The sequence below is a fragment of the Bacteroides sp. An279 genome, from assembly GCF_002159615.1.
Taxonomy (GTDB): Bacteria; Bacteroidota; Bacteroidia; order Bacteroidales; family Bacteroidaceae; genus Phocaeicola; species Phocaeicola intestinalis.
In genome coordinates this window covers 1-24279 of the sequence record NZ_NFJA01000043.1, presented here as the reverse complement: position 1 = coordinate 24279, position 24279 = coordinate 1, and the positions used below count along the sequence as shown (strand labels likewise).

The 24279-nt window shown below is 46.6% G+C and carries 19 protein-coding genes and 2 pseudogenes; 10 read left to right on the top strand and 11 right to left on the bottom strand.

Translation table 11 applies throughout. The features are described from left to right. Window positions 1-28: 28 nt before the first annotated feature. Window positions 29-1042: a phosphate acetyltransferase gene (pta, locus tag B5F78_RS09225; protein ID WP_022039628.1), complete on the bottom strand. Its 1014-nt coding sequence runs from the start codon at window positions 1040-1042 to the stop codon at window positions 29-31. A gap of 243 nt (window positions 1043-1285) precedes the next feature. Between pta and B5F78_RS09220 the strand changes: the two genes are divergently transcribed. From B5F78_RS09220 to B5F78_RS09205, 4 genes are all read left to right on the top strand, one after another. Further along, a complete protein-coding gene (locus B5F78_RS09220; RefSeq protein WP_087406557.1) occupies window positions 1286-1636 on the top strand; it encodes a CidA/LrgA family protein in 351 nt (116 codons plus the stop codon). Further along, window positions 1617-2312 carry an LrgB family protein gene (locus B5F78_RS09215; RefSeq protein ID WP_022039626.1) on the top strand — a complete coding sequence of 232 codons (696 nt, stop codon included), beginning with the start codon at window positions 1617-1619 and terminating at the stop codon, window positions 2310-2312. The genes B5F78_RS09220 and B5F78_RS09215 overlap by 20 nt, the downstream gene beginning before the upstream one ends. Window positions 2313-2681: 369 nt before the next feature. Beyond that, on the top strand, window positions 2682-3653 hold the full coding sequence (locus tag B5F78_RS09210) for a type I phosphomannose isomerase catalytic subunit (RefSeq protein ID WP_022039625.1): 972 nt from the start codon (window positions 2682-2684) through the stop codon (window positions 3651-3653). Window positions 3654-3748: 95 nt separating this feature from the next. After that, complete coding sequence (locus tag B5F78_RS09205; protein ID WP_087209276.1) at window positions 3749-5059, top strand: acetylxylan esterase; 1311 nt, start codon at window positions 3749-3751, stop codon at window positions 5057-5059. 165 nt (window positions 5060-5224) lie between these two features. Here the strand turns inward: B5F78_RS09205 and B5F78_RS09200 are convergent, their stop codons facing one another. From B5F78_RS09200 to B5F78_RS09190, 3 genes are all read right to left on the bottom strand, one after another. Further along, entirely contained in the window at window positions 5225-6691 is a 1467-nt protein-coding gene (locus B5F78_RS09200; RefSeq protein WP_191764811.1) for an MFS transporter, read from the bottom strand. Between the two features lie 61 nt (window positions 6692-6752). Beyond that, complete coding sequence (kduI, locus tag B5F78_RS09195) at window positions 6753-7673, bottom strand: 5-dehydro-4-deoxy-D-glucuronate isomerase (protein ID WP_022039622.1); 921 nt, start codon at window positions 7671-7673, stop codon at window positions 6753-6755. 35 nt (window positions 7674-7708) lie between these two features. Further along, window positions 7709-9097: a PTS galactitol transporter subunit IIC gene (locus tag B5F78_RS09190; protein WP_022039621.1), complete on the bottom strand. Its 1389-nt coding sequence runs from the start codon at window positions 9095-9097 to the stop codon at window positions 7709-7711. A gap of 277 nt (window positions 9098-9374) precedes the next feature. On the opposite strand from B5F78_RS09190, the pseudogene B5F78_RS18065 reads away from it, so the two are divergent. Together B5F78_RS18065 and B5F78_RS18060 are read left to right on the top strand one after the other, a co-directional pair. Beyond that, window positions 9375-10571, top strand: a pseudogene (locus tag B5F78_RS18065) (glycoside hydrolase family 88/105 protein); the annotation flags it as partial. A gap of 33 nt (window positions 10572-10604) precedes the next feature. Beyond that, window positions 10605-11477, top strand: a complete 873-nt coding sequence (locus B5F78_RS18060; RefSeq protein WP_394354944.1) for a pectinesterase family protein — start codon at window positions 10605-10607, stop codon at window positions 11475-11477. 87 nt (window positions 11478-11564) lie between these two features. On the opposite strand, the gene B5F78_RS09175 is transcribed toward B5F78_RS18060, so the two are convergent. The 6 genes and pseudogenes from B5F78_RS09175 to B5F78_RS09155 form a co-directional block, all read right to left on the bottom strand. After that, a complete protein-coding gene (locus B5F78_RS09175) occupies window positions 11565-13289 on the bottom strand; it encodes a pectinesterase family protein (RefSeq protein ID WP_087209237.1) in 1725 nt (574 codons plus the stop codon). Between the two features lie 19 nt (window positions 13290-13308). Beyond that, the gene (locus B5F78_RS17825; RefSeq protein WP_239414079.1) at window positions 13309-14421 is read right to left on the bottom strand and encodes a dienelactone hydrolase family protein; all 1113 of its coding nucleotides are present in this window, start codon (window positions 14419-14421) and stop codon (window positions 13309-13311) included. A 33-nt stretch (window positions 14422-14454) separates the two neighbouring features. Continuing rightward, a pseudogene (pelA, locus tag B5F78_RS17820) lies at window positions 14455-15414 on the bottom strand (pectate lyase); the annotation flags it as partial. A gap of 98 nt (window positions 15415-15512) precedes the next feature. After that, a complete protein-coding gene (locus tag B5F78_RS09165; RefSeq protein ID WP_140400096.1) occupies window positions 15513-16970 on the bottom strand; it encodes a pectate lyase in 1458 nt (485 codons plus the stop codon). 13 nt (window positions 16971-16983) lie between these two features. Then, complete coding sequence (locus tag B5F78_RS09160; protein WP_087406555.1) at window positions 16984-18561, bottom strand: pectate lyase family protein; 1578 nt, start codon at window positions 18559-18561, stop codon at window positions 16984-16986. A gap of 315 nt (window positions 18562-18876) precedes the next feature. After that, the gene (locus B5F78_RS09155) at window positions 18877-20199 is read right to left on the bottom strand and encodes a TonB family protein (protein WP_087250035.1); all 1323 of its coding nucleotides are present in this window, start codon (window positions 20197-20199) and stop codon (window positions 18877-18879) included. A 130-nt stretch (window positions 20200-20329) separates the two neighbouring features. Between B5F78_RS09155 and mscL the strand changes: the two genes are divergently transcribed. Then, entirely contained in the window at window positions 20330-20755 is a 426-nt protein-coding gene (gene mscL / locus B5F78_RS09150; protein ID WP_022039613.1) for a large-conductance mechanosensitive channel protein MscL, read from the top strand. A gap of 183 nt (window positions 20756-20938) precedes the next feature. Beyond that, the gene (locus B5F78_RS09145) at window positions 20939-22345 is read left to right on the top strand and encodes a glycoside hydrolase family 28 protein (RefSeq protein WP_087406554.1); all 1407 of its coding nucleotides are present in this window, start codon (window positions 20939-20941) and stop codon (window positions 22343-22345) included. 92 nt (window positions 22346-22437) lie between these two features. Here B5F78_RS09145 and B5F78_RS09140 read toward each other — a convergent pair whose 3' ends face one another. Then, window positions 22438-22839 (bottom strand): DUF6249 domain-containing protein, encoded by a 402-nt coding sequence (locus B5F78_RS09140; protein ID WP_087406559.1) that lies wholly within the window; start codon window positions 22837-22839, stop codon window positions 22438-22440. A 324-nt stretch (window positions 22840-23163) separates the two neighbouring features. On the opposite strand from B5F78_RS09140, the gene B5F78_RS09135 reads away from it, so the two are divergent. Together B5F78_RS09135 and B5F78_RS09130 are read left to right on the top strand one after the other, a co-directional pair. Then, the gene (locus B5F78_RS09135; RefSeq protein WP_087213288.1) at window positions 23164-23727 is read left to right on the top strand and encodes an RNA polymerase sigma factor; all 564 of its coding nucleotides are present in this window, start codon (window positions 23164-23166) and stop codon (window positions 23725-23727) included. After that, a complete protein-coding gene (locus B5F78_RS09130) occupies window positions 23714-24067 on the top strand; it encodes a hypothetical protein (protein WP_022039609.1) in 354 nt (117 codons plus the stop codon). The genes B5F78_RS09135 and B5F78_RS09130 overlap by 14 nt, the downstream gene beginning before the upstream one ends. The last annotated feature ends 212 nt before the right edge of the window (window positions 24068-24279 follow it).

The window sequence follows — 24279 nt, the reverse complement described above, 5'->3', positions numbered from 1 at the left end:
ATTTGTTATTTTTATGGTTAGGACATGGTTATTCTTGTGCTTTCGCCGCAATAGCCTGGTTGGCTGTGATGGCAATCATCTTGTATACATCGTCAATGCAGCAGCCGCGCGACAGGTCATTGACCGGACGGGCGATACCCTGAAGAATCGGACCTACCGCAGTGGCATGTCCTAAGCGTTCTACCAGCTTGTAAGAAATGTTACCTACTTCCAGGCTGGGTACTACCAGTACATTGGCATATCCGGCGATTTCCGAACCCGGAGCCTTGCTCTGTCCGATTCTCGGAACCAAAGCGGCGTCTGCCTGCATTTCTCCGTCAATCTTCAGTGCCGGATCCATTTCCTTGGCAATCTTCAGCGCTTCTACCACTTTGTCTACCACTTCGTGTTTAGCCGACCCCTTGGTGGAGAAGCTCAGCATGGCTACGCGTGGTTCGATACCTGCAACGGCTTTAGCAGTGCGGGCGGTGCAGACAGCAATCTGTGCCAATTGGCCTGCATCGGGAACCGGAGTAACGGCTACGTCACCCATAACGATTACACCATTGTCGCCACATTCGGGGGCGTGAGTCAATAAGAGCATGGCACCGGATACACACGTGATGCCCGGAGCAGTCTTGATAATTTGCAATGCCGGACGCAATACATTGCCGGTCGTGTTGCGGGCTCCGGCAAGCTGGCCGTCGGCATCACCTGCCTTAATCATCAGGCAGCCGTAATACAGCGGGTCGAGCACCAGTTTGCGGGCTTCTTCGATGGTCAAGCCCTTTTTCTTCCGCAGTTCGCACAATAATTGTGCGTATGCTTCTTTTTTCGGGCTGGTTTCGGGATCGATGATGGTAGCTTTATGGATGTTACCCAAACCCCATTCTTTTGCGAGCGCCATGATTTCATCGGGATTGCCCAACAAAGTCAGGTCGGCCACACCATCTGTCAATATCTGATTGGCAGCTTTCAACGTACGTTCTTCTGTTCCTTCCGGAAGCACAATGTGCTGTTTGTTCGCTTTTGCGCGTTCAACAATTTGACTAATTAAATCCATAGATTTGTATATTTTTTAATATGTGATTCTTTTTGTTGTGTGCGATAACGCTTTTCTCATACCGCACTGCAAAAATACGTTTTTTTGTAATATCAAGTTTGCAAAGACGGCTTTTTTTTTCGGAAGAAGTAGAGAATTTTAATATGTTTGACAGCAGGAAAAATAAAAAAGCCCGTTTCTGTACAAGATAACACCAGAATGTTTACCTTTGCGTCCGTTTTCAATAGTTAAAGTTTTTAGGATATGGTTCGTCAGTGTTCAATTTTATTTGGATGCCTTGCGCTGGGGGAACTGGTAGTTTACCTCACGGGAATCCACCTGCCTTCGAGTATCATCGGGATGCTTCTGCTCACGTTGTTCTTGCAGCTGGGATGGATTAAGCTGGAATGGGTACAGGGGCTGAGCAATTTCTTGGTTGCAAACCTGGGTTTCTTTTTTGTTCCTTCGGGAGTTGCGTTAATGCTTTATTTCGATATTATCCGGGCGCAGTTCTGGTCCATAGTCGTTGCTACGCTGGTCAGCACAGTACTGGTATTGGTCGTTACAGGTTGGGTACATCAAATCGTCAGAAAACATGGATTTTTTCACAAATAAGTTCTTTTTGCTTGCCATTACTTTCGGGTTTTATTTTCTTTCGAAAGTGATACAGAAGAAGACGGGATGGCTCATTCTGAATCCCATCCTGTTGGCTATCGCATTGCTGATATGCTTTTTGCAATGTACGGACGTTTCTTACGAGACTTATTCCGAGGCAGGATCGCTGGTCGAGTTTTGGCTGAAGCCTGCCGTGGTAGCATTGGGGGTTCCCTTGTATTTGCAGTTGAAAATGATAAAGAAACAGCTTATGCCGATTCTCATTTCTCAGTTGGCGGGTTGTGTGGTAGGGCTGGTTGCCGTAACGGTTATTGCCAAGGTGATGGGGGCTTCGCCCGAGGTGATCATGTCTTTGGCTCCGAAGTCGGTTACGACACCGATTGCCATGGAAGTGTCGAACGCCGTAGGCGGCATTCCTTCCTTGACCGCAGCCGTAGTGATTGTAGTAGGGCTGTTTGGTGCCATCTGTGGATTTAAGGTGTTGCAGGTGGGGCATGTAGGAAGCCCTATCGCACAAGGCTTGTCGATGGGTACGGCTTCGCATGCCGTAGGCACTTCGCGGGCAATGGAAATAAGCGGCAAATACGGTGCATACGCCAGTCTGGGGCTGACATTGAACGGTATTCTGACCGCCTTGCTGGCTCCTACCATCCTGCATCTGCTGGGACTTTATTAACCGTTTCTTCTGTTATGCACAAGTTATTAACAGGCTGTTCATAACTGTTGATAACTTGTGCATAGCCTTATGGCGGGCAAAAGTCTCGGTTGATTTTGTGTGATGCAGTTGCTTGCGGAGCAGGACGCAACTATATACATTGCGTGCTATATATAGTTGCGCGGATAAATGCAGATAAGTGCATGGTTGGTAAGATTATTAATCTTCCGGCTGTAAGATTATTAATCTTACGCGTGCAAGATTATTAATCTTGCAGAAAGGTCAGTTATCTGGTGCGTTTGTCCTGTAAAACCATCCGAATGTATTTCGCGATTCCATAAGTTTTCTTACCTTTGCCGTAGTAATAAATTAACCTAATCTTTTAGTTCTATGTATCCATTAAAGTTTAAACCGATTTTAAAATCGACCATTTGGGGAGGAGAGAAAATCATTCCGTTCAAACACCTTGACATCCAGCAAGAGCAAGTAGGAGAAAGTTGGGAAATCTCGGACGTTCCGGGTGATGAGTCTGTGGTGGCAAACGGTGCTGACGCAGGGAAAAACCTTACACAGATGGTAGATGAATATAAAGCGGCTCTGGTAGGGGAGAGCAACTACAAACGTTTCAACGGCAAATTCCCTTTACTTATCAAGTTTATCGATGCTTGCCAGGACTTGTCTATTCAGGTGCATCCGGATGACGAACTGGCGATGAAACGTCATCAGTCGCTGGGCAAGACCGAGATGTGGTATGTTATCGGCAACGATGGCGGAAAAGCCCATTTGCGTTCGGGCTTGTCAAAGCAGATTACGCCCGAAGAGTATGCGCAGATGATTGCCGACAATACTATTTGTGACGCGCTTGCCGACTATGCGGTTCAGCCGGGTGATGTGTTCTTCTTGCCTGCCGGACGTATCCATAGCATCGGAGCCGGATGTTTTATCGCCGAAATCCAGGAGACTTCGAACATTACTTACCGTATTTATGATTTCAACCGTAAAGACAAGAACGGCAATACGCGCGAACTGCATACCGAGCTTTCGAAAGATGCCATCGACTATACGGTGAATGAAGATTACCGTACGCATTACACGCCGAAGCAGAACGAACCGGTAGAACTGGTGGCGTGTCCTTATTTCACCACTACGGTGTACGACTTGACCGAACCGATGGAAATGGATTATAGCGAGCTTGACTCGTTTGTGATTTATATCTGTATGGAAGGGGCTTGTAGTGTGACCGACAATGAGGGCAACCAACTTTCGCTTCAGGCAGGCGAGTCGGTATTGTTCCCGGCTACTACCCAGAAGCTTTCGGTAAAACCGGAAGGGCAGGTGAAATTCCTTGAAACTTATGTTTGATAATTGCGAGTATAAATAAAGGTTAAGGAGCAAAAGAAAGTGTGTGGTTAAGAAAACATACTTTCTTTTGCGCCTTTATTGTGTATAAATGTAAAATGATGAATACGAAAAATTGGTTTATCTCTGTATGGATGTGTTTGCTTGTATGGGCGGTCACACCTCTTTTTGCGGAAAATTATCCTTATCGTAGTGATGTGCTGTGGGTAACGGTACCCGACCATCCCGACTGGCTTTATCAAGTGGGCGAGCAGGCAAAGGTGGAGGTGCAGTTTTATAAATATGGTATCCCTCAGGATGGAATAGAAGTGGCTTATGAGCTGGGAGAGGATATGATGCCGGCACACCGTAGCGGAAAGGTTGTGCTGAAAAACGGACGTGCCGTCATTCAGTTGGGTACGATGAATCAGCCCGGATTCCTGGATTGCCGGCTTACGGCAACCATAGACAGGCAGACCTACAGACATCATGTAAAGGTGGGATTCTCTCCTGAAAAATTGCAGCCTTATACACAGCTCCCTGATGACTTCAACGCGTTTTGGGAAAAGAATTTGGCTGAGGCTGCCAGGTGTCCGATGGAATATACCATAGAGCCAGCTCCCGAATATGCTTCGGAAACGACCGAATGTTTTCTGGTCAAGTTGCAATGTTTCCGTCCCGGTTCGTATGTATATGGTTATCTGACCCGTCCCAAGGCTTCGGGCAAATATCCCGTGGTACTTTGTCCTCCGGGTGCGGGAGTAAAGACCATTAAAGAGCCTGGGCGTCATATTTATTATGCCGAAGAAGGATGCATCCGTATGGAAATGGAGATTCATGGACTGAATCCGAAAATGACCGGCAAAGAGTTTAAGGAGATATCGGCGGCTTTCGGCGATTACCTGACGTTCGGTATTGATGACCGCGAGAATTATTACATGAAGAAAGTCTACATGGCATGTGTGCGTGCCATCGATTACCTCACTTCTTTGCCCGACTGGGACGGGAAGAATGTTATCGTACAAGGCGGAAGCCAAGGCGGGGCACTGGCACTGGTAACGGCTGGACTGGATAAGCGTGTAACGGCTTGTGTGGCAAATCATCCGGCATTGAGTGACATGGCAGGATATAAGGCAGGACGTGCCGGAGGTTATCCTCATTTTTTCAAGCGTTATCAGGATATGGATACACCTGCGAAAATCCGTACTATGGCCTATTATGATGTGGTCAACTTTGCCCGGCGCATCAAGGTGCCGGTCTATATGACATGGGGGTATAATGACAATACATGCCCTCCTACTACCAGCTACATTGTTTATAATGTATTGACCTGCCCCAAGGAGGCGCTGATAACCCCCATTAACGAACACTGGACTTCGGAAGCAACAGAATACGGACATCTGAAATGGATTCAGAGACATTTAAGGTAACCGTTGTATTGGGATTCAGTCTGTGAATGTGTTCTGGGACTCAAAGAATATCTTCTGAAAAAAGCGTGCCTGCATACTATGAGAACAATAGTAGTGCAGGCACACCGAAAATGAAAACCAAAATGTGCAAAAAATTAGAAACGGTTTCTAAATCCGTCTGGCGGATTATACTTCTACCAGTTTATATTTAGGTACCATGATCTTCATCATAATCCAACTGAACAGGTAGGCGAGCGATGCTACGATGAATACAATCATGTAGCCGGCATCGATACCCTGAAAACCAAGGAAAGACATGTTGGTTTCTTTCGAATAAGTAAATAGCAAACCCGAGCACTGGTTGAAAAGCAAGCAGCCTACACCACCTGCCATACCACCGATGCCTGTAACGGTAGCTACGGCCGATTTCGGGAACATATCACTTACTACTGAATAGACATTTGCACTCCAACTCTGGTGTGCTGCACCGATGATACCGATGATGATAATCGGATACCAGCAAGAAGCTGCACCGGTCGACTGGGCAAACAAACCTATCAATGGGAAGAACGAGAAAATCAGCATGGCTTTCATTCTGCCTTTATAGGGGTCCATTTTTTGCTTTTCAACAAAGAATGTAGGCAGATAACTTCCGTAAAGCGACAACATCGAAATCAGATACAGTGTAAAGATCAGCATCATTCCCATGGTAGAGTCTGAACTGTATCCGTATACATCACGGATATATGCCGGAGCCCAAAACAGGAAGAACCACCATACACCATCGGGCAGGAAACGTCCGAAGATGACCGCCCATGTCTGGCGGAAAGTGAAGCATTTCCAAAGTCCGATTTTCGGTCCGTCATTATTGTCTTTGCTGACCGTATTTTCGGCTATTGCATCCTGTTCGATGTATTCAAGTTCAGCTTTGTTCACATGCTTGTTGTCACGTGGCTTGTCGTAGAATTTGTAGAACAAAATCATCCAGAGCAGCCCGACTCCACTCATTACGATGAATGCCATTTCCCAGCCGAAAGCACGTGCAATGCCCGGTATGATGAACGGGGCTACCAGAGCACCTACTTGTGCACCTGCATTGAACAAGCCGGTAGCGAAGCCACGGTCTTTCTTCGGAAAATATTCGGCAGTAATCTTGATGGCTGAAGGGAAATTGCCCGATTCACCGATGGCAACAATGCACCGCATGAATACAAACAGCCAGACACTGACAGTTGATACCGCCAGTGCGATATTTCCAGTAGCTTTGATGGCGGCAAGGTTTTCGCGTGCGGCTCCGAAAGTGAACATCCAGTCGCCACTTACGATGCCATTGGTCAGTATGCCGGTAAAAGCATGTAAGAATGCACCCACTACCCATGTGCCGAAGGCAATGAGATAACCGCGGCGCGTACCTACTTTATCGATAAACTTTCCGATGAACAGCATACTGATGGCGTAAACTAACGAGAATACACCCGTGATGGTTCCATAATTGGCATCCGACCAGTTCAGTTCGGGAGCGATAAAGTCTTTATAGGTAAGCGATAGAACCTGACGGTCCATATAAGTTGCTGCGGTAGCCAAGAATAGCATGCTACAGATTACCCAGCGGTAATTGCTCATCTTCGCTCCGGTATTAGTTGAATTGTTCATGGTATTGAATCTTGTTTTTATCGTTTAGATAGTTTTTAGTTAATAAATGACGGGAGGGTGCTTATCTCATTTCTGTGTAAGAAATCTTGTCCATATCTCCATAGTCCAGGTTCTCACCAGCCATACCCCAGATGAACATGTAGTTGCTGGTGCCGGCTGCTGCATGGATAGACCATTCGGGTGACATGATAGCCTGTTCGTTGGCAAGCCATACCAGACGTTCTTCTTGTGGTTCGCCCATTAAGTGGCAAATCATGTTGCCTTCAGGAACGTTGAAATAGAAATACGCTTCGATGCGGCGGCTGTGGGTATGTGCAGGCATGGTGTTCCATACACTGCCGGGTTTCAGTTCGGTCAATCCCATTTGGAGTTGGCACGGGCCTTCTTCCAGTACGTTGTTCACAATCAGCTGGTTGATGACACGGTCGTTGCTTTCTTCCATTTTTCCGGCAGGGAATGAGTTGGCTTTCAAAGAGCCTTTGCGTCCGTCGATGGTAATCAGTTGTGTCTTGTACTCTTTATGTGCCAGTGCCGAGTTGATATAGAACTTGGCAGGCTTGCTGGCATCTTTGCTCTTGAATGTCACATTTTTGTTTCCACGGCCGACGTACAGGGCTTCTTTGAATCCCAGTTCGTATTCTTTGCCATCTACGGTTACGATACCTTCGCCACCGATGTTGATGACTCCCAGTTCGCGGTTGAACAGGAAATAAGGAGCTTTCAGTGCATCAAAGGTTTCCAGTGTCAGTTCTTTGGTTGCGGGAACGGCTCCGCCGAAGATGAAGCGGTCGTACATGGAATAAGTCAGGTTGATTTGGTCGGCAACCATTACTTTTTCCATCATGAAACTGTTACGAAGTCTTTGTGTGTCGTATGTTTTTACATCTTGGGGGTTGCATGCCGTTTGCATGCGTACGTTTACTTGTGCATTTGCCGATAAAGCGGCTGCACCTAACATCATTGCAATTGCTAATTTTTTCATGTTGCTTTCGTTTTTTATAGTTTGTTTTTTATTGATTATTCAGCGTTGCGGCTTTCCTTGATAATCCGGCGTCGGTTAAAGATTGCCAAAGCCAGTGTAAAGGCAACAAGGATAATAGAACCTACAATCTTCATATTATATACAAGGTGGAAAATAGCCCATGAGAAGAGGCTTGAGGCAAAGTCGAGTGCACCTCCTTGGAACCCTTCGGGTATTTTTACGGCAGAGTCTTGTGTCTTTGCATATACGTCTTGTGCAGCTTGGGTAAAGAAAGGAGCCAAATCGGTAACGAAATAGAGTCCTACAATCAAAGCTACCAGGCCGATGATGAATGTTTTCAATACGTTGCCTTTAGTGATGGGAAGGACCGCCGGAAACAAGTAGAACATACCAGCCAGCGAGGCAAGCGGCAAGAATTGGTTTCCGGGAAGTATAACCGATAAAAATAAAGTAACAGGAATCAGTAACAACGAGACAACAAGCGTTGTAGGATGGCCGATGACCAATGCAGGGCTCATACCAATGTTCAGTCCGCTTGCATTCTTGAATTTGCGGGCAATTAATTCACGGGTGGCATCCGAGATTGGGCGCAATCCTTCAATGAATAATGAAGTGATACGTGGAATTAATTCCATTACAGCTCCCATCTTAATGCCCAGTCCCAAAATGGCAGGAATGTTGTCGACCAGCTGCTTGCCGCTTTCACAAGCTAATGCACCAATGCCGCATCCCACGATGACACCTAGAAAAAGAGGTTCACCCATGATGCCGAATTTCTTTTTCATACCTTCCGCATCGATGTTTAATTTCTCAAATCCGGGAATTTTATCCAGTGCCTTATTGATAACTACGGCAAAGGGTACAAAACCCTGGCAGAAAGGTTGAGGGATGGAGATGCCGTCCATCTTGTCGTAATAGGTCTGGAATTGTTTGCAGGTCAGGTCTGCCATTACCAAAGTAATAATGTAACAGATAATGGCGGCAAAAAATCCCCACCAGATATTGTCTGATGCGAAATAGACCACAGCACCGATAAAAGCAAAGTGCCAATAGTTCCACAGGTCGATGTTGACGGTTTTGGTTGTTTTGGTCAGCAACATCACGATATTGACTGCAAGGCATACAGGAATGATGAAAGCACCTACAGATGTGTTGTATGCAACTGATGCAGCAGCAGGCCATCCCATGTCGAAGATACCTAGACTTAACCCATAGATTTCGGTGACTCGTTTCAGTGGTTCTCCCAGGCTGCTTGTCAACAAAGCGGTCACTACCGATAATCCTACAAAACCGACTCCGACGAGCAATCCGCTCTTGAGTGCTTTCCCGAATTTAATTCCGATACATACTCCTAAAATTGTAAAAATAATAGGCATCATCACCGCTGCTCCCAGACCGATGATATAGCTAAAAACCTGTTCCATACGTTACGTTTCTCTTTACTATAAATACGTTTATAAGGTTAATAATGAATGTAATTGCACCAAATGTACGGTCTTTTCTTTTAATTTGCAATTGATTTGGCAAGAAATTGCAGTATTTGTCGAAATTTTCCGTTATCGTACACGATAATTCTTGTTTCTTGAATAAATAATCCACTTTTAAGCCCAGAAAATCCACATGGCCCATCTACTTTTTCTTTACTTTTGTAACTGTTAAGGGAGTGTGGGCATTCATGCAAAAACAAATAAAAAACACGTTATGAGAAACAAGAGCTTTTTAGTTATGATGTTGGGGGTTGTGTTGGCAACTTTGGGTAAAATTCAGGCAAAGACCGATTCCTTCGAGCCGCAGAAGCCTTGGTCTGTCCGTATGGCAGAGTCGGAAATGGTAAGAAATCCTGAGTCGTGGCAACTTGATTTCCAACCGTCATTGAAATGGGATTATTGTCATGGGCTGGAATTAGGGGCTATGTTGGATGTGTACGACCGTTATGGCGACAACCGTTTTTTCGAGTATGCTTTGGCTTATGCCGATACGATGGTTAATGCAGACGGGACAATCAAGAAATACAAGGTAGAAGAATATAGCCTGGACCGTATCAATTCCGGAAAATTCTTGTTCCGCATTTATGAACAGACTAAGGAACCGAAGTACAAGAAAGCCTTGGATTTGATTCGCACACAGTTCGATGGACAGCCTCGCAATGCTGATGGAGGCTTTTGGCATAAGAAAGTATATCCTCACCAAATGTGGTTGGACGGTATCTATATGGGGGTTCCTTATTTGGCGGAGTATGCTTACCGGAATAATGAACCGGAAGATTATCAAGAGGTTATCAAACAGATAAAGTTGGCTGCGCGTCATACGTACGATTCAGAGACGGGCTTGTTCCGACATGCTTGTGATGTAAGTAAGACAGAAAAATGGGCGGATAAGACTACCGGTCAGTCGCAGCATTGCTGGGGACGTGCGTTGGGATGGTATACAATGGCAATCGTTGATGTGCTTGATTATCTTCCGATGCATGAACCGGGACGTGACTCATTGCTGGTGATACTGAACCACGTTGCCAAGACGTTGAAAAAATATCAAAGTCCGGAAGGATTGTGGTATCAGGTGATGGATCGTAGTGGTGATGAAGGAAATTATTTGGAGTCGTCCTGCTCTACGATGTTTGTCTATTCCCTCTTGAAAGCAGTGCGTAAGGGATATATCAGTTCTTCTTATTTCAATACGGCGCGTAAAGGTTACGAAGGCATTTTAAATCATTTTATAAAGGTGGACGAAAATGGGTTGGTGTCGATAACCCGTGCTTGCGCAGTTGCCGGACTGGGAGGCAAGAATTACCGGTCGGGTGATTATACCTATTATATAAATGAGAAGATTCGTGACAACGACCCGAAGGCTGTTGGACCGTTTATTCTGGCAAGCCTGGAATGGGAAAGTCTTCCTAAGGAGCAACGTCGTTTTGCCGAACCTAGAACGTTGATGGTGGCTCAGGATGGTTCGGGCGACTTTACTACTTTAAAGGATGCTTTGGAGTCGGCAAGAGCTTTTATGGATTATGATGTAAAGATTTATGTCAAGAATGGTGTTTATCGTGAAAAGCTGGTTGTGCCTTCGTGGCTTCAGCACATTGAGATTATCGGTGAAGATGCTGGCAAGACAATAATAACGAATGCCGATCATGCCAATATGAACAAAATGGGTACTTTCCGAACCTATACGGTGAAAGTAGAGGGCAATTACATCACGTTCCGTAACATAACTATTGAGAATAATGCACCCCGCTTGGGACAGGCTGTAGCCTTGCATACTGAAGGAGATTGCTTAAGATTCTATAATTGCCGGTTGTTGGGCAATCAAGATACAGTCTATACGGGGACAGAAGGAACTCGTCTTTATTTCGAAGGGTGCTACATAGAGGGAACTACCGATTTCATCTTTGGTCCTTCTACTGCTTGGTTCGAGGGATGCACCATTCACAGTAAAGCCAATTCGTATGTGTCAGCAGCTTCTACTCCTGCCTATATTTCTTATGGTTATGTGTTTAATAAGTGCAAACTGACTGCAGATGCCGGTGTAAATAAAGTCTATCTGGGACGTCCGTGGCGTCCGTATGCTTCTACCGTATTTATGAATTGCGAGTTGGGCAAACACATTGTTCCGGCAGGCTGGCACAATTGGAATAATAAGGAAAATGAAAAGACTGCTCGTTATGCTGAATACGGAAACACCGGTGAAGGTGCAATAACCGGCCAACGGGTCGGATGGGCAAAGCAGTTGACCGAAAAAGAGGTAAATGACATAACTTTGGACCGTTTTTATTTTATGTCAGGAAATTGGAATCCGTGCGAATAAAAGTCGTATAACTGTAAGAACTAATCAGGAGTTAAAAGTCAATAACCTTGTAGGTTTGGGCTTTTAACTCCTGATTAGTTCTTACAGTTACCGCTTGATGTCTGTCAATAGGGCATTGCCATTTTTAAGAGGATTCCATCCATCGTTTCCTGCCAATACCTTTTCGGGCTGGTATCTTGTGATGTCAGTCAGTTGGTGGCTATAGGGTACTCTAGTATTTGGGCTTGCTCCTTCGCCAGTGCTTTTGTATTCAGCGAAGAACGCGGTTTTTTCATTCGATGCTTTACCCCAGTTGTTCCAGCCTGCCGGAACAATGTGTTTGCCCAATTCGCATTCTATGTAAACCACTTGGGCATAGGGACGCCACGGACGAGCCAGATAAACTTTGCTGGTTTCCTTGTCTGAAGTCAGGCGGCAGTTCCAGAATACATATCCATAGTCTTTCCCTTGGTCGGTAGAGGGAGCGGTCACATAGCCATCACCTAAGCTTCGTATCTCGCAATTTTTGAATAAGGCAGTGCTCCAGCCAAAGATGAAATCGACAGTGCCTTCTATGTAGCATTCCTCGTAGTATTGTCGGCTTTCTTTGCCATAGGTGTAGAGTGTGTCTTGGTTGCCCAGAAAACGGCAATGCCGGAAATAGGCACGATCGCCGTCGACAAAACATGCTACAGCTTGTCCTACCTTTCCTGCCGTATTGGCAAAAGTGATGTTTTCGGCATAAAAGTCGGGAGCGTAAATGTAGACGGTAGATGAACCGGAGGTAGACATTTCTTCGCCGAAAATATTTTTCTTCGAGGCATAATTGTCATCAGTGATTATGGCTCCCTCTTCGCCGATAAGTGATACATTGATTTTTGAGGCAGGGACGATGACACGTTCTTTGTATTCGCCTTTCCGTACAAGAATGGTAGTGCGATGTTTTTTGCGGAAATCGGGTACGGCATTAATTGCTTCCTGAACGGTGAAGAAATCGCCGCTACCATCTTTTGCTACTACAAAATCATAATAACGTACGTACTTGCCCAATTCGGGAATTTGCTTCTCGATGGCTTGTACGGCAAGTCTGGCTACCTGTCTGGCACCGTATACGTTGAAATGGGTATTGTCTTGGCGTCCTTTGGGGCAAGCGGGTGAAACACCTGCCGGAATCCACATGAAAAGTCTTTTTGAACCTTCTACGCCCATTGATTCTACCAGTTCCTTTGTGGCACGGTTGAGATCGATGAATACTACATCCAGTTCTTTTGCCACATTGCGTGGCGAGTCAAGATATTTTCCATGGGTATCTATCAGCGTATCTCCTTCTTCGATGGCATCTGTCTTTTCGGGACGGAGGTCATCAGCAGCAATCGCATTGGGGTTTTCACCGAAATTGCGGCGTACTACAGAATTAAACAAGACGGGAATACCTCCTTTTTCGCGTGTCTCACGTACGAATTTCCGGAGGTTTTCATCGAAAGTTGTACCTGGTTCGGTATGACGGTCAGGGTTCGTTTTCTCGTCATTATGTCCGAACTGGATAAATACATAGTCACCTGGGCGGATTTTGTTTACCACTTCTTCCCAGTGTCCTTGGTCAATGAAACTTTTCGAGCTTCTTCCGTTTAAAGCATGGTTGTCTACGCGTACGTCTTCGGTGAAAAATCCTCCTAAAACGTGTCCCCAGCCTCGTTCTAAATTACCGGCATCCAACGATTTATTGGCCATGGTGGAATCACCTATCATAAAAATCGTGATAACCCGGTCTGACTTGAATGCTGACAGGAACAGAACTGTCAGTAAGATGCAGAACAAATGAACTTTTTTCATAAAATGATGGTATATGTTTTCAATGGTTGAATTCTTTATTGAAAAACTCTAATACGGCTTGCTGGATTTCTTTGCTGCAGAAATGGGGCAAGTCGTAGAGTTGGGTATGGAGGTGTTTATCGGCTCCCTGGCTTTCCCATACTTTGTGCAGGATTTCGTATGCCGACTTTACCCCGTCTACTGGAAAAAGTTTGTCTTTCAGTCCGTTGGTGAATAACATTGGCTTGGGACAGGCGATGCTTGCTACGTGTGGATAATCCATGTAACGCCGGAGGTTCGGGATAATCATGGCGTATGCCGAACCACCTTTGTTCTGGTTGTTGGTTAAAGTCATCAGACTATCGGTGGTATTCATCCAGCATACGGCAGCTCCGGCTTTTACGGCATCGGTGGCCGCCATGGTCATCCATGCCCGATGTGCTCCCATAGAAAAGCCCATTGTACCGACTTTTTCCTTATCGACATTAGGAAGAGAACTCAAGAACTCAGCACTTCGGATATCGTCCCACGTGATGAGTGCTCCCCATGACATGCCCATCTGAAGCAAATTAGCAGATAAAGCTTGTTGCGAATCGTAGCGTGGATATTCTTTTCGTCCGCGTTCGCCCCAGAACAGGGCATCTACTGCCAGCACGATGTATCCGTGTTGCGCCAGATAATCACCTACGTATTGTCCGTCGTAGCAACGTGTTACCCAATCGTCTGCATCTGCTTGTACGACTTCTGATACGTGAAACGGACGTACCATCTTTTCTTTTCCGATGGTGAAATGTGCACCATGGTCGTGTAGTAGCAGGATAGCAGGAAATGGACCTTTTCCTTCAGGTACCAAGAGGTATGCCGGCACGCGAGACCATTTGGAAATGTTAAATACGATTTTTTGTGCCGTATAGCCCTCACGTTGCTCACTCTCGATGACTTTCATATCGAAGGCAGATTCGGGAGGTGCAGGCTGCATGCATTCCAGCAATTTCCGGCGTGCCTGTTCACGCCAGCGGCTGAAATCTTTTTCTGGTGCATTGCCCCACGCCAGTGGATAGGTGAGTGTTTGCTTCAGTTCTTGGTAGAAGATAGGCATATCGTTTATGGTTTCGTAGCCTGTGTATGCCTGTTCTGCCTCTATTTTTTTTATCCATACCGGATAAGCTTGTAAGATGGCTTCGGGAACGTATGTGTACCATGCATAGCCTACCCGTCGTTCGGGTGCTACATCTTTCAGCTGATAGACTTTTTTCCCATTGCGGTTAGCCATGAAGGGACGGTTGGTATCCAGTTCGTAAAAACGAGCCCAGATGCGTGGAGCTTTAGCGTCTTCCACGACAATTCTGTCGTAGGGATATTCTGCGTTGGTGATTTGCGTTTTGTCTATGGGAACCTTTTCGATGCGGATACCTTGGATTGCTGATTTTTCCAGCCAGGATATGCCGGCTTTTACGGCATCTATGACCGGAGGTGTAGGGTGAGGAATGTGCATCAGCAGGCGCAGGATACTACAGCTTTCGCTCGAAACCAATGACGGAAGTTCGAAGCTGCGGGCATGTGTAGGGAGCAATGTCTTGTTGTCGTGTTGCTGTCCCCATACAGTTTTGGTGCCGTTCTGTACATATTGAGTATGCAAAATCATGTCGATTCCCTTCCAAAATGCCTGGTGGATTTTTTTCCTCATTGTGTCGTCCAGCCAGGTGTAATGGATATCTCCTTCGTTGATGCGTAAAAAGAGTTCCAGTACACCGGTGGTCACCTCATCATTGTATGTGATGGCATCTACGTCCCAGCCGCGCCAGCCTCCGTTTTTCTTTTGAGTTTTAAGAAGGTAGCTCAACCCTTTGAGAGCGGCATCTTTGTAGCGTGCCTGTCTGGTCAGCGTATATACATGGGCAAGATAATCGATTTGTGAGTACGTATTGCGGTTGTCCAGCGTACTGCGTTTGTATCGGTCGCTTAATGTGCTGTATACCGAGTCGGGCGGCAGAATGGCCAGCCAGTCGATGTTTTTGGGCCATCCGCCGTCTTGATTCTGGTAAGCAATGAAATTGTTGGCTATTTCCTTGTACTGTTCAGGGGCATAGCGGGCATAGTTGCGGACGGGATGTCCCAGATTCCAGTGGTGGATGCCGTCATCCATACTTTTTAGTGAGGGGATATCTTGTGCGTGTGCGAAACTTGCCAGTCCACATATCAGCAGGCATAGTAATTGGTTTTTCATGGCTTAACTCTTACTTCTCAGTTTTTCGGATATAAATGGTTAACCAAACCATTCAGATAAACTTCCAGATTGGTATAGTCGGTACTCAGGCTGTAAACAGCCCCATCCGAGGCGTCATTGGGGTTTAAGCCGTGCTGTTTTTCCCATTCATCGGGCATCCCGTCGGAGTCAGTATCAATAGGAGCAATGTCAGACTGGTATTCATCCCATCCGCCTACATCGCTGGGTTGGTCTATCATGCCGTTAGTACTTCCGTGGCTTCCTTCATAATGATAGATGCCCTGCCGGGTTTCGTCTACGATACGTTGGTCGTATGCATCCCGTTTGAAAGAAGCTCCTGCGTATTGCAATACGGCTTCATAAGCTTCGTGTGCCGGTTGGAGCGAAGTATGTTCGGCTATATCGAAGGGGGAATCGGATAAGTAAGTTGTTTTGTCTGCGGTTTTGTCTTTTAAAATCAACCCTACGGTATTGTCCTTGTTCACCTTTTGCATGTCTTTCCGTTGCTTTTCGCTCAGCTTGGTGCATGAATCATCCATGTAGTTCCCGCTCAGATAGAAAACACCGTGAATACCTTTTGTATTGGAGTTCGTTCCGTCATCGGGATATGCTGTAAACAAACGTTTGTATGAGGAGACCGTAGCGGTATAGGGACCGGGCTTATAGTAATTGTTCAGGAAATTATACGAACCTCCTTCGCCCGCGTATGCTCCGGCACTTCCGTAATTGTAGATGACATTGTTGAACAATTCTACCCGCTCTTCTTCGGGCTTGCCTGTATAGCGGCTTCCGCACAGGCGGGGCGTGCGGTTGGAGTGATGTGCCAGCAGATTGTGGTGGAACGAGGCGGGCTGTCCTCCCCAGATGCCTCCATAGCCGTGCTTGCCTTTTTCGTGGATGGAGTTGAGCAGGCTTTCGCTGGCGATGCACCATTGCATCGTGAAGTTCCGGTTATCGTAGAACGTGGCACATTCGTCCGTGCTCCAGCTCATCGAACAATGGTCGATGATGATATCCAGGTGGTTATTGAATCCGTTCATGGCATCGTTCCCTTTTTGCTTGATGTCCGCTCCCATGCGCGAACGGATGAAGCGGATGATGACGTTGTCCGCCTTGATTCCCAGCGTATAGTTTTTCAGGCAGATGCCGTCGCCCGGAGCGGTTTGTCCGGCAATGGTCAGGTCTCCGTTATTGATATAGAGTGGGGATTGCAGTTCGATGATGCCGCTTACGGCAAATACGATGGTGCGTGGCCCTTTCTTGCGGATTGCCCAGCGTAACGTGCCTTCCGACCCGTCGTCTTTCAAGGAATTGACGGTATATACTTTTCCGCCTCTTCCGCCGGTAGTATATTTCCCCGCACCGTCGGCTCCGGGGAATGCCGGTACGCGGTCGGTGGATGCTGATACCGGTAAGGCGCATAACGAGAGCGCAATCAGGCAGGCGGCTGTTCCGAGTTCTCTTTTCAGGTTCATATATAATAAGGTATTAAGGGTTAGGATATAAATCTTCTACTAAGCTATTCAGGTAAACCTCCAAGTTGGTGTAGTAGGGGCTGAGGTTGTATTTGGCTCCGTCCGAAGCATCGTCCGGGTTCAAGTGTTGTTCCTCTTCCCATGCATCGGGCATGCCGTCTCCGTCTGTGTCTGCCGGAGCTGTGCCCGGTGCGTAATCGGGCCATCCGCCTACGTCTTCGGCACGGTCTATCAGTCCGTTCGAACTTCCGTTGCTTCCCTCGGCGGTATAATTTCCTTGGCGCACGTTATCGACAATACGCGCGTCTACATCATCCCGGACGAGCGATGCTCCCGCATGAGCCAATACCCAATCGTAAGCATCTTGTGCCGGTTGGGTATATTCGTTCGCATCGGGAGTGATGAGGAAGGCTTCTCCCGACCGGATGGCTTCGATGCCTCCTTCGGGCAAGGGGCAATTGTTTTCATTGGGATGTATGCCCGACCAGTTATCTGCATTGACTTCCGCTATCAGTTTTTTGTAGTTTTCGGGCAAGTTGGGGCAGGTATCATCGAAATAGTTCCCGTTTACGTAGAAAGTTCCCCATACGCCTTTCGGGTTTTGCTGGCTTCCGTCATCCCCGTTAGGCTGGAAGATGCGGTTGACAATGCCTTTCTTCGTACAGGTGGAAGGTCCCGGCTTGTAATAGTTGTTGATGAAATTGTACGAGCCTCCTTCGCCCGCATAGCCTCCGTTGGTCGGTCCCCAATTATAGAATACGTTATTCCGCAGGTCGACTTGCTCCTTATCGGGATTGCCCGTGGTGCGGCTTCCCGAAAGGCGGGGCGTACGGCTGCTATGGTGTGCCAGCAGGTTATGGTGGAACGAGGCAGGTTCTCCTCCCCAGATGCCTCCGTACCCATGCCTTCCTTTGCTATGCTCGGAGAGCGTAAGGCTTTCGCTGATGATGCACCATTGCAGGGTGAAGTTCTCGTTATTATAGAAAGAGGCACACTCATCGGTGCTCCAGCTCATCGAGCAATGGTCTATCACGATGTTTTTCCGTCCTCTGCCCCACACGGCATCGCCTCCGTCGGCTTCGGCTTCCGTCAGGTTGTCCGATCCCATGCGGAAACGGATAAACCGTATGATGACATTATCTGCATTTACTACAACCGGATGCCCTTTCAGGCAGATGCCTCCTCCCGGTGCGGTTTGTCCGGCAATGGTTACATCTCCATGATTGATTTTAAGCTCTTGGCTTAATTCGATAAGTCCGCCCGTGGCAAAGACGATGGTGCGCTTGCCCGATTGGTTCAATGCCCAGCGCAAGGTGCCCGTAGAGCCGTCATCGGCAAGGGAAGTGACGGTATATACCTTCCCTTCCGCTCCTCCGGAAGTAAAGCGTCCGGCTCCAAAAGCATAAGGAAAGGCGGGGGTTGCGTTCCGGTCGGGAGCGGGATAGTCGGGCAATTCTTCTTCGTCCGGCTCCGGTTCAGGTTCTTCTTGTCCGGGCTTTTCTTGCTCAGTTTTAGGGGATGTATCCGCACAGGCGGTAAATAAGCTAAAGCTAAATGCCATGGCAAGCCAGACTGGTTTCGTATGTTTCATAAAAGATGTTTTTGTTTTTGTATCAAAAGTACGTCTTTTTCGTGTGGTAGAGGGGGAAATATTGGTTTTTATATACCATATTTTGAACTAGGGCAGGATGGACTTGAATGGGAGTTTTAACGTATACGGCTTCATTTGCCTGCGAAGCTGTATATGTCGGTTGATGAAACTTGCTTCGTAAGGCGATGAAGCCGTATGCGTTTATGTTTTCGCAATAGTTGCATCGCTTGTAAGATTATTAATCTTACAGCGTGAAGATTAATAATCTTTCGGCATGAAGATTAATAATCTTACAAGCAAAGCAGTTATGTGCTCTTATTTATCCTTGATTCCGAACAGCCAACGGAAGAAGCGGACAAAGATGTTGCGTTTCTTAGGCTTTTGTTCCGTTGCTTGCTGACCGGTAGAAATTTGTTCCAGCGAGTCTTTCGGTGCGATGGAGTCGGTAGGTAGCAGCAGGCTGTCTTTCTTCAGAAGTAACGAGTCGACCCCGATGTTCAGTGAGTCGGCTGGTAAAGATAACGAGTCTTTTTGTAGCCGGATTGAATCTGTACGCAACGAATCCGCCAATACTTTCCGGAGCATGTGCAAGGAGTCTATGGCAAGCGAATCGGTGCGGAGCGAGTCAACAGTCAGCGTGTCGCGGTGCAAGATGCTGTCGGCTTGTGCTGGTATTGGTCGGTGCTGTATAGGTTTCGGACGTTCTATCTTGAACTGTATGGGTACCGAATATTTGCAGCGTACTGTGATTCCGTGGTCTTTTGCCGGAATCCAACGAGGCATTTGTTGGATAAGGGCTAGCGCCGCCGTGTCCATTGTAGGCTCCAAGCTACGTACAATGGTGGGTGAGGTGATCCGCCCGTTTCTTTCTACGACGAATTGTATTGCCACTACTCCTTCCAGACTGTCCCGTTTGGCACGTTCGGGGTATTTCAAATTCCTTTTTACATATCTTGTAAAGGCTTTCATTCCTCCTGGAAATTCGGGCATCTGTTCGGCAGAGGCATAGATACGTACCGAACTTTTGGCATACATTGTGATGGGGAGTGGTTCGTTCGGGTATTGCAGGAACTGTTGGATGGGAATAGAGAGGTTGTCCATCCCGTCGGCACGCACGGTCACCGGATGGTTGAAGTCGGCATCGATATGGAATAATCCGATTTCGTCGGTCGTAGTTCGCCGTCCTGTTCCCAGGATGCTGATGATAGCTCCCGTTATCGGTTCACCGGTATCAGAACTTACAATGCCTTCGACGGGGAAGGTCTGCTGGCTTTGCTTGAATGCTACAATATCTTGTGGGCTGTCCAGATAGAATGTCCGGGTAGCGTTTTCAGCTTCAAGGGCGAACGAGGCGACCGATTTATTGCGGTCGGTTGGAAAATATAAGTTTGCCGTACGGGTATAACTATCTTCGGTGGCATACCGGAAGGTAATGATTCCCTGTGCATCCCCGGTATACTCCTGGCTTCGTCCGGAAATTTTCAGAATTATGCCCGGCTGGGGTTGTCCGTTCGACTTCAGGACGGTAATACGGAATGTTGTTTCCGTTTCTATTCCCAACAGGTTTTGCGGTAGGATTAATGCAAGGCACATCAATAGTATGTGTCCTAATGTGTATAGTCTTCTGTTCCGGTTCATAATCATAGGAAAATAGCGGTGCAAAGCTACGAGTATTCTCTTTCATTTCAAAGTTTCTTGCCTGATTTCTGTTTCCTGTGTTTGATTTTATTATCTTTGTGCACGTAAACGGATTCAAAAACGGAGCAAGATGAAAAAGACATTCGACGAGTTTAAGAAATTTGCCATGCGGGGAAATGTCATCGACATGGCGGTAGGTGTCATTATTGGCGGTGCTTTCGGCAAGATCGTGTCATCGCTGGTAGGCGATGTAATAATGCCGGCGATAGGTCTGCTGGTGGGAGGTGTGAATTTTTCTGACCTGAAGTGGGTTATCAAGCAAGCGGTAGTGAAAGACGGAGAAGTGGTCACTCCCGAAGTGGCGCTTAATTATGGAAACTTTATCCAGGTGACTTTCGATTTTCTGATTATCGCTTTGGCGGTATTCTTTTTAGTGAAAGGCATCAATGCATTGACTCGGAAGAAAGAAGCCGAGACAAAGACTCCGCCTGCTCCTCCGGTAGATATCCAGTTGTTGACCGAGATACGTGACTTGTTGAAAGAAAAGAAGAATTAAGCGATATAATTAGAAGTTAAAATTAGAAGTTAAAGAAGTGAGAAGGAGTTATCGCCCGCTGAAACGGGCTTGGAGTTAAAAGCTAATATCCGGTTATGGCTTGCATAAGTAAAAGTATTGGCTTCTAACTCCTTGAAGCAACTCCCTTTTAACTCCTGATCTTAACCAAATAATGAATTATTTATGAAAACATTATTGATTTCCCTGCTGGCTTTTGCGGGTTTCTCCTTGCAGGCTTCCGAACCTGTTGACTTTGATAAGGCTTTTGCCCAATCGGTAAAAATCGAACAACAAATCAAACTCACTCATTTTCCCGACAGGGTGTACAATATCGTAGATTTCGGTGCAAGGCCCGATACACCCGAAGAACCTTGCCACGAAGCTATCAATCAGGCGATTATAACTTGCAGCCAGGAAGGAGGAGGCACGGTATTAGTTCCTAAAGGAACGTTTTATACCGGTCCGATAACCTTGAAAAGCAATGTAAACCTGCATGTGGAGGAAGGGGCTATACTGAAGTTTTCTACCGTTCAAGAACTTTATTTCCCTGCAGTTATTACCCGTTGGGAAGGATTGGATTGCTATAATGCTCATCCGTTGATTTATGCGTATGGCGAAACGAATATCGCGCTGACCGGTAAGGGAATCATTGACGGGCAGGGCTCGAACGAACATTGGTGGTATATGTGTGGTGCATCCCGTTACGGCTGGAAGGAAGGGATGCGCAGCCAAAAGTTAGGAAGCCGCGAGCGTCTGATGGGATATGCCGAACTGAAACGTCCGATTTACGAACGTGTAATGACTCCTGAAGATGGACTGCGACCTCAACTGGTTAATTTTTATTCGTGCAATACCGTGCTGATAGAAGATGTGACTTTGCTGAACTCGCCCTTTTGGGTCATCCATCCTTTGTTTTGCGAGAGCCTGATTGTACGGGGCGTGAAGATATTCAACCGCGGTCCGAACGGGGACGGATGCGACCCCGAATCGTGCAAGAACGTGCTGATAGAGAATTGCCGTTTCGATACGGGAGACGATTGCATTGCGATTAAATCGGGACGGAACGAAGACGGGCGGAAATGGAACATCCCGAGTGAGAACATCGTTGTGCGGAATTGCGAGATGAAGAACGGGCATGGAGGCGTGGTTATCGGAAGCGAGATATCGGGCGGATACCGCAACCTGTATGTAGAAGATTGTGTGATGGACAGTCCGCAGCTGGATCGTGTCATCCGTATCAAGACCAGCACTTGTCGAGGTGGGCTGATAGAGAATGTATTTGTGCGGAATATCAAGGTAGGGCAATGCAACGAGGCGGTGTTGCGCATCAACCTGAAATACGAGGAGCGCGAGCAATGCAACCGGGGATTTGACCCGACGGTGCGCAATGTTCACCTGAAGAACGTGACCTGCGAAAAGAGCCGCTACGGCATCGTGGCTATCGGGCTGGACGATGACAAGCATGTATCCAATGTATCGCTGGAGGATTGTCACTTTAATAATGTAAAGGAGAACGGGAACCGCATCGAGAACGTGAGCGATATCACGATGAAGAACCTCTACATCAACGGGAAACTCTTTGAGAATTAAGAATGAAGAATTAAGAATGAAGAATCGCTTCGCCTGCATGGGATTGGCTAACGCCGAACGTTGTTTCTTCATTCTTCATTCTTCATTCTTAATTATTCTTCGTTCTTTTTGTTCAGCTTCAGTTCTACAAGGAAAGCGACTATCAGTCCGATGCCTCCGCCTATCAGGACGCTGGCTCCATAGATAAGGGAAACGGTTTCGTTTACATGATGGTCGTAGTTTGAGAAATATGCCGGTTGTGTGTTGTAGACGATGCAATAGCCGGCAATTAGACCCAGTCCGATGCCCAAGAACAAGCAGCCCATGCGCAGGGCAGAGAAGAAACCCGAAGGAGAAGAAGAATTCGGATATTTCATTTTTTCTTTGTCCAGCAATTCGGGAGGTAGTTTTTCAATCAGCATGATTCGTTCTTTCCGTTTGGCATAAAGTTCGAACAACTTGTACATCACTCCAAAAATAATAGCCACATTGGCAACAATCATTAATTCATCCATATTATTATCCGTTTTATTTTGTTTCTTTGTTTCTTTAGACGCAAGTGGATGCGGAAGGTTACACCAAATGATAAAGATATTTATGAAAAAGAATGTCCGCAAACTTCCAGTAGAAACAAGCATATACTTGTCTTTGCCTTTAAAGATACTTGCATGGTCATTGCTTTATATATATGTAGCCAGTTGCAGATATATAAAGCTATAAAGGAAGAATATCGCGTTGGAGGGAAATGGTGTATATAGAACTATTGGACTATCATATACGAGAATTTTTTTCACCGATAGTTGTAACCTCTTTCTTCTGTTTGCGTCTAAAAGTATGAAATGAATACGAACGAGTCACATATCATCGCACAGGTGTTGGCGGGGAAAACCGAAGCTTTCGCTTATTTCCTAGATACATACGGACAACAGATTTTTACGTTGATTGTCCGGATGGTATCATCTCCGGAAGACGCCGAAGAGCTGACGCAAGACACTTTCATGAAAGCCTTCCGCCACCTTGGCTCGTTTACAGGAGGCAGCAGTTTTTCTACGTGGATATACCGCATTGCCTACAATACCGCGCTTTCGGCATTGCGTAAGAGGCGTGAAGAAGTGCTGGCGATAGATGATAAGCAATGGGAGCGGGTTTCCGAAACAGAGGTGGACGAAGCACTGGATGACGATTCGGAAGACCGTGTTGCCCGTCTTCAGGAAGCCTTGCAACAGCTTGCTCCCGAAGAACGTGCCATCATCACTTTTTTTTACGAAGAAGAGAAGAATATCGATGAGATAGCGCATATCTTGAACCAAAGCGTTAGCAATATCAAGGTGAAACTGCACCGTATACGCAAGAAACTCTATCTATTAATGAACAAAGGAGAAATAAGCTATGACAACAGATAAAGGACTGAAAAAAGCACTGGGCAAACAATCGTCATACCGCTTGCCAAGTAATTTTACATATCGTATGATGCAGCAGGTGCGCGAGGAGGCCTTTGCACGTGAACGTCGGGAGGAACACCGTCTTTGGTGGGCATTGGCTGTATTTTGTTTGTGCACATTCTGTGGTGTGACCTATTATGTTGTTAAGTTGTATGGCGCATCCATAGTTCGTTGGTGGCATTCGTTGTCGTTTGCATTGCCTTCAGTCAATGCTGTCCTATTTTTCCTGCCTACGCTGGTGGCACTTCTCTGTTTGGGGAGACTGTATTGGTGGCTGGAGAAGAAAATGCAAAGTAATTAAGACAAGGAGACAAAGTCTGCCCTGTCTGATAGCAGGGGCGGCCTTTGTCTCCTTCTTGTGGAAAATCCTTTCAGTTAAGAAGCTATTTTGAATTTGAAACAGGCTTTAGAAGCTGTTTTGAATTTCTCCAAAAAGTTTTTCTTGGCTTGATGTATCCGTTTTCGTGTGTGCTTTGGGCGATTTTTTGGTCCTTTCCGCTCCTGTTCTTCGTC

Excerpts from the sequence above, each read along its gene's own strand:
- B5F78_RS09145 (WP_087406554.1), top strand. The coding sequence starts at position 20,939 with ATGAAAACATTATTGATTTCCCTGCTGGCTTTTGCGGGTTTCTCCTTG.
- B5F78_RS09215 (WP_022039626.1), top strand. The coding sequence starts at position 1,617 with ATGGATTTTTTCACAAATAAGTTCTTTTTGCTTGCCATTACTTTCGGG.
- B5F78_RS09220 (WP_087406557.1), top strand. The coding sequence starts at position 1,286 with ATGGTTCGTCAGTGTTCAATTTTATTTGGATGCCTTGCGCTGGGGGAA.
- B5F78_RS09160 (WP_087406555.1), bottom strand. The coding sequence starts at position 18,561 with ATGAAACATACGAAACCAGTCTGGCTTGCCATGGCATTTAGCTTTAGC.
- B5F78_RS09200 (WP_191764811.1), bottom strand. The coding sequence starts at position 6,691 with ATGAACAATTCAACTAATACCGGAGCGAAGATGAGCAATTACCGCTGG.
- B5F78_RS09210 (WP_022039625.1), top strand. The coding sequence starts at position 2,682 with ATGTATCCATTAAAGTTTAAACCGATTTTAAAATCGACCATTTGGGGA.
- B5F78_RS09130 (WP_022039609.1), top strand. The coding sequence starts at position 23,714 with ATGACAACAGATAAAGGACTGAAAAAAGCACTGGGCAAACAATCGTCA.
- B5F78_RS09175 (WP_087209237.1), bottom strand. The coding sequence starts at position 13,289 with ATGAAAAAAGTTCATTTGTTCTGCATCTTACTGACAGTTCTGTTCCTG.
- B5F78_RS09205 (WP_087209276.1), top strand. The coding sequence starts at position 3,749 with ATGATGAATACGAAAAATTGGTTTATCTCTGTATGGATGTGTTTGCTT.
- B5F78_RS09155 (WP_087250035.1), bottom strand. The coding sequence starts at position 20,199 with ATGAACCGGAACAGAAGACTATACACATTAGGACACATACTATTGATG.
- kduI (WP_022039622.1), bottom strand. The coding sequence starts at position 7,673 with ATGAAAAAATTAGCAATTGCAATGATGTTAGGTGCAGCCGCTTTATCG.
- pta (WP_022039628.1), bottom strand. The coding sequence starts at position 1,042 with ATGGATTTAATTAGTCAAATTGTTGAACGCGCAAAAGCGAACAAACAG.
- B5F78_RS09165 (WP_140400096.1), bottom strand. The coding sequence starts at position 16,970 with ATGAACCTGAAAAGAGAACTCGGAACAGCCGCCTGCCTGATTGCGCTC.
- mscL (WP_022039613.1), top strand. The coding sequence starts at position 20,330 with ATGAAAAAGACATTCGACGAGTTTAAGAAATTTGCCATGCGGGGAAAT.
- B5F78_RS09135 (WP_087213288.1), top strand. The coding sequence starts at position 23,164 with ATGAATACGAACGAGTCACATATCATCGCACAGGTGTTGGCGGGGAAA.
- B5F78_RS09140 (WP_087406559.1), bottom strand. The coding sequence starts at position 22,839 with ATGGATGAATTAATGATTGTTGCCAATGTGGCTATTATTTTTGGAGTG.
- B5F78_RS18060 (WP_394354944.1), top strand. The coding sequence starts at position 10,605 with ATGGTGGCTCAGGATGGTTCGGGCGACTTTACTACTTTAAAGGATGCT.
- B5F78_RS09190 (WP_022039621.1), bottom strand. The coding sequence starts at position 9,097 with ATGGAACAGGTTTTTAGCTATATCATCGGTCTGGGAGCAGCGGTGATG.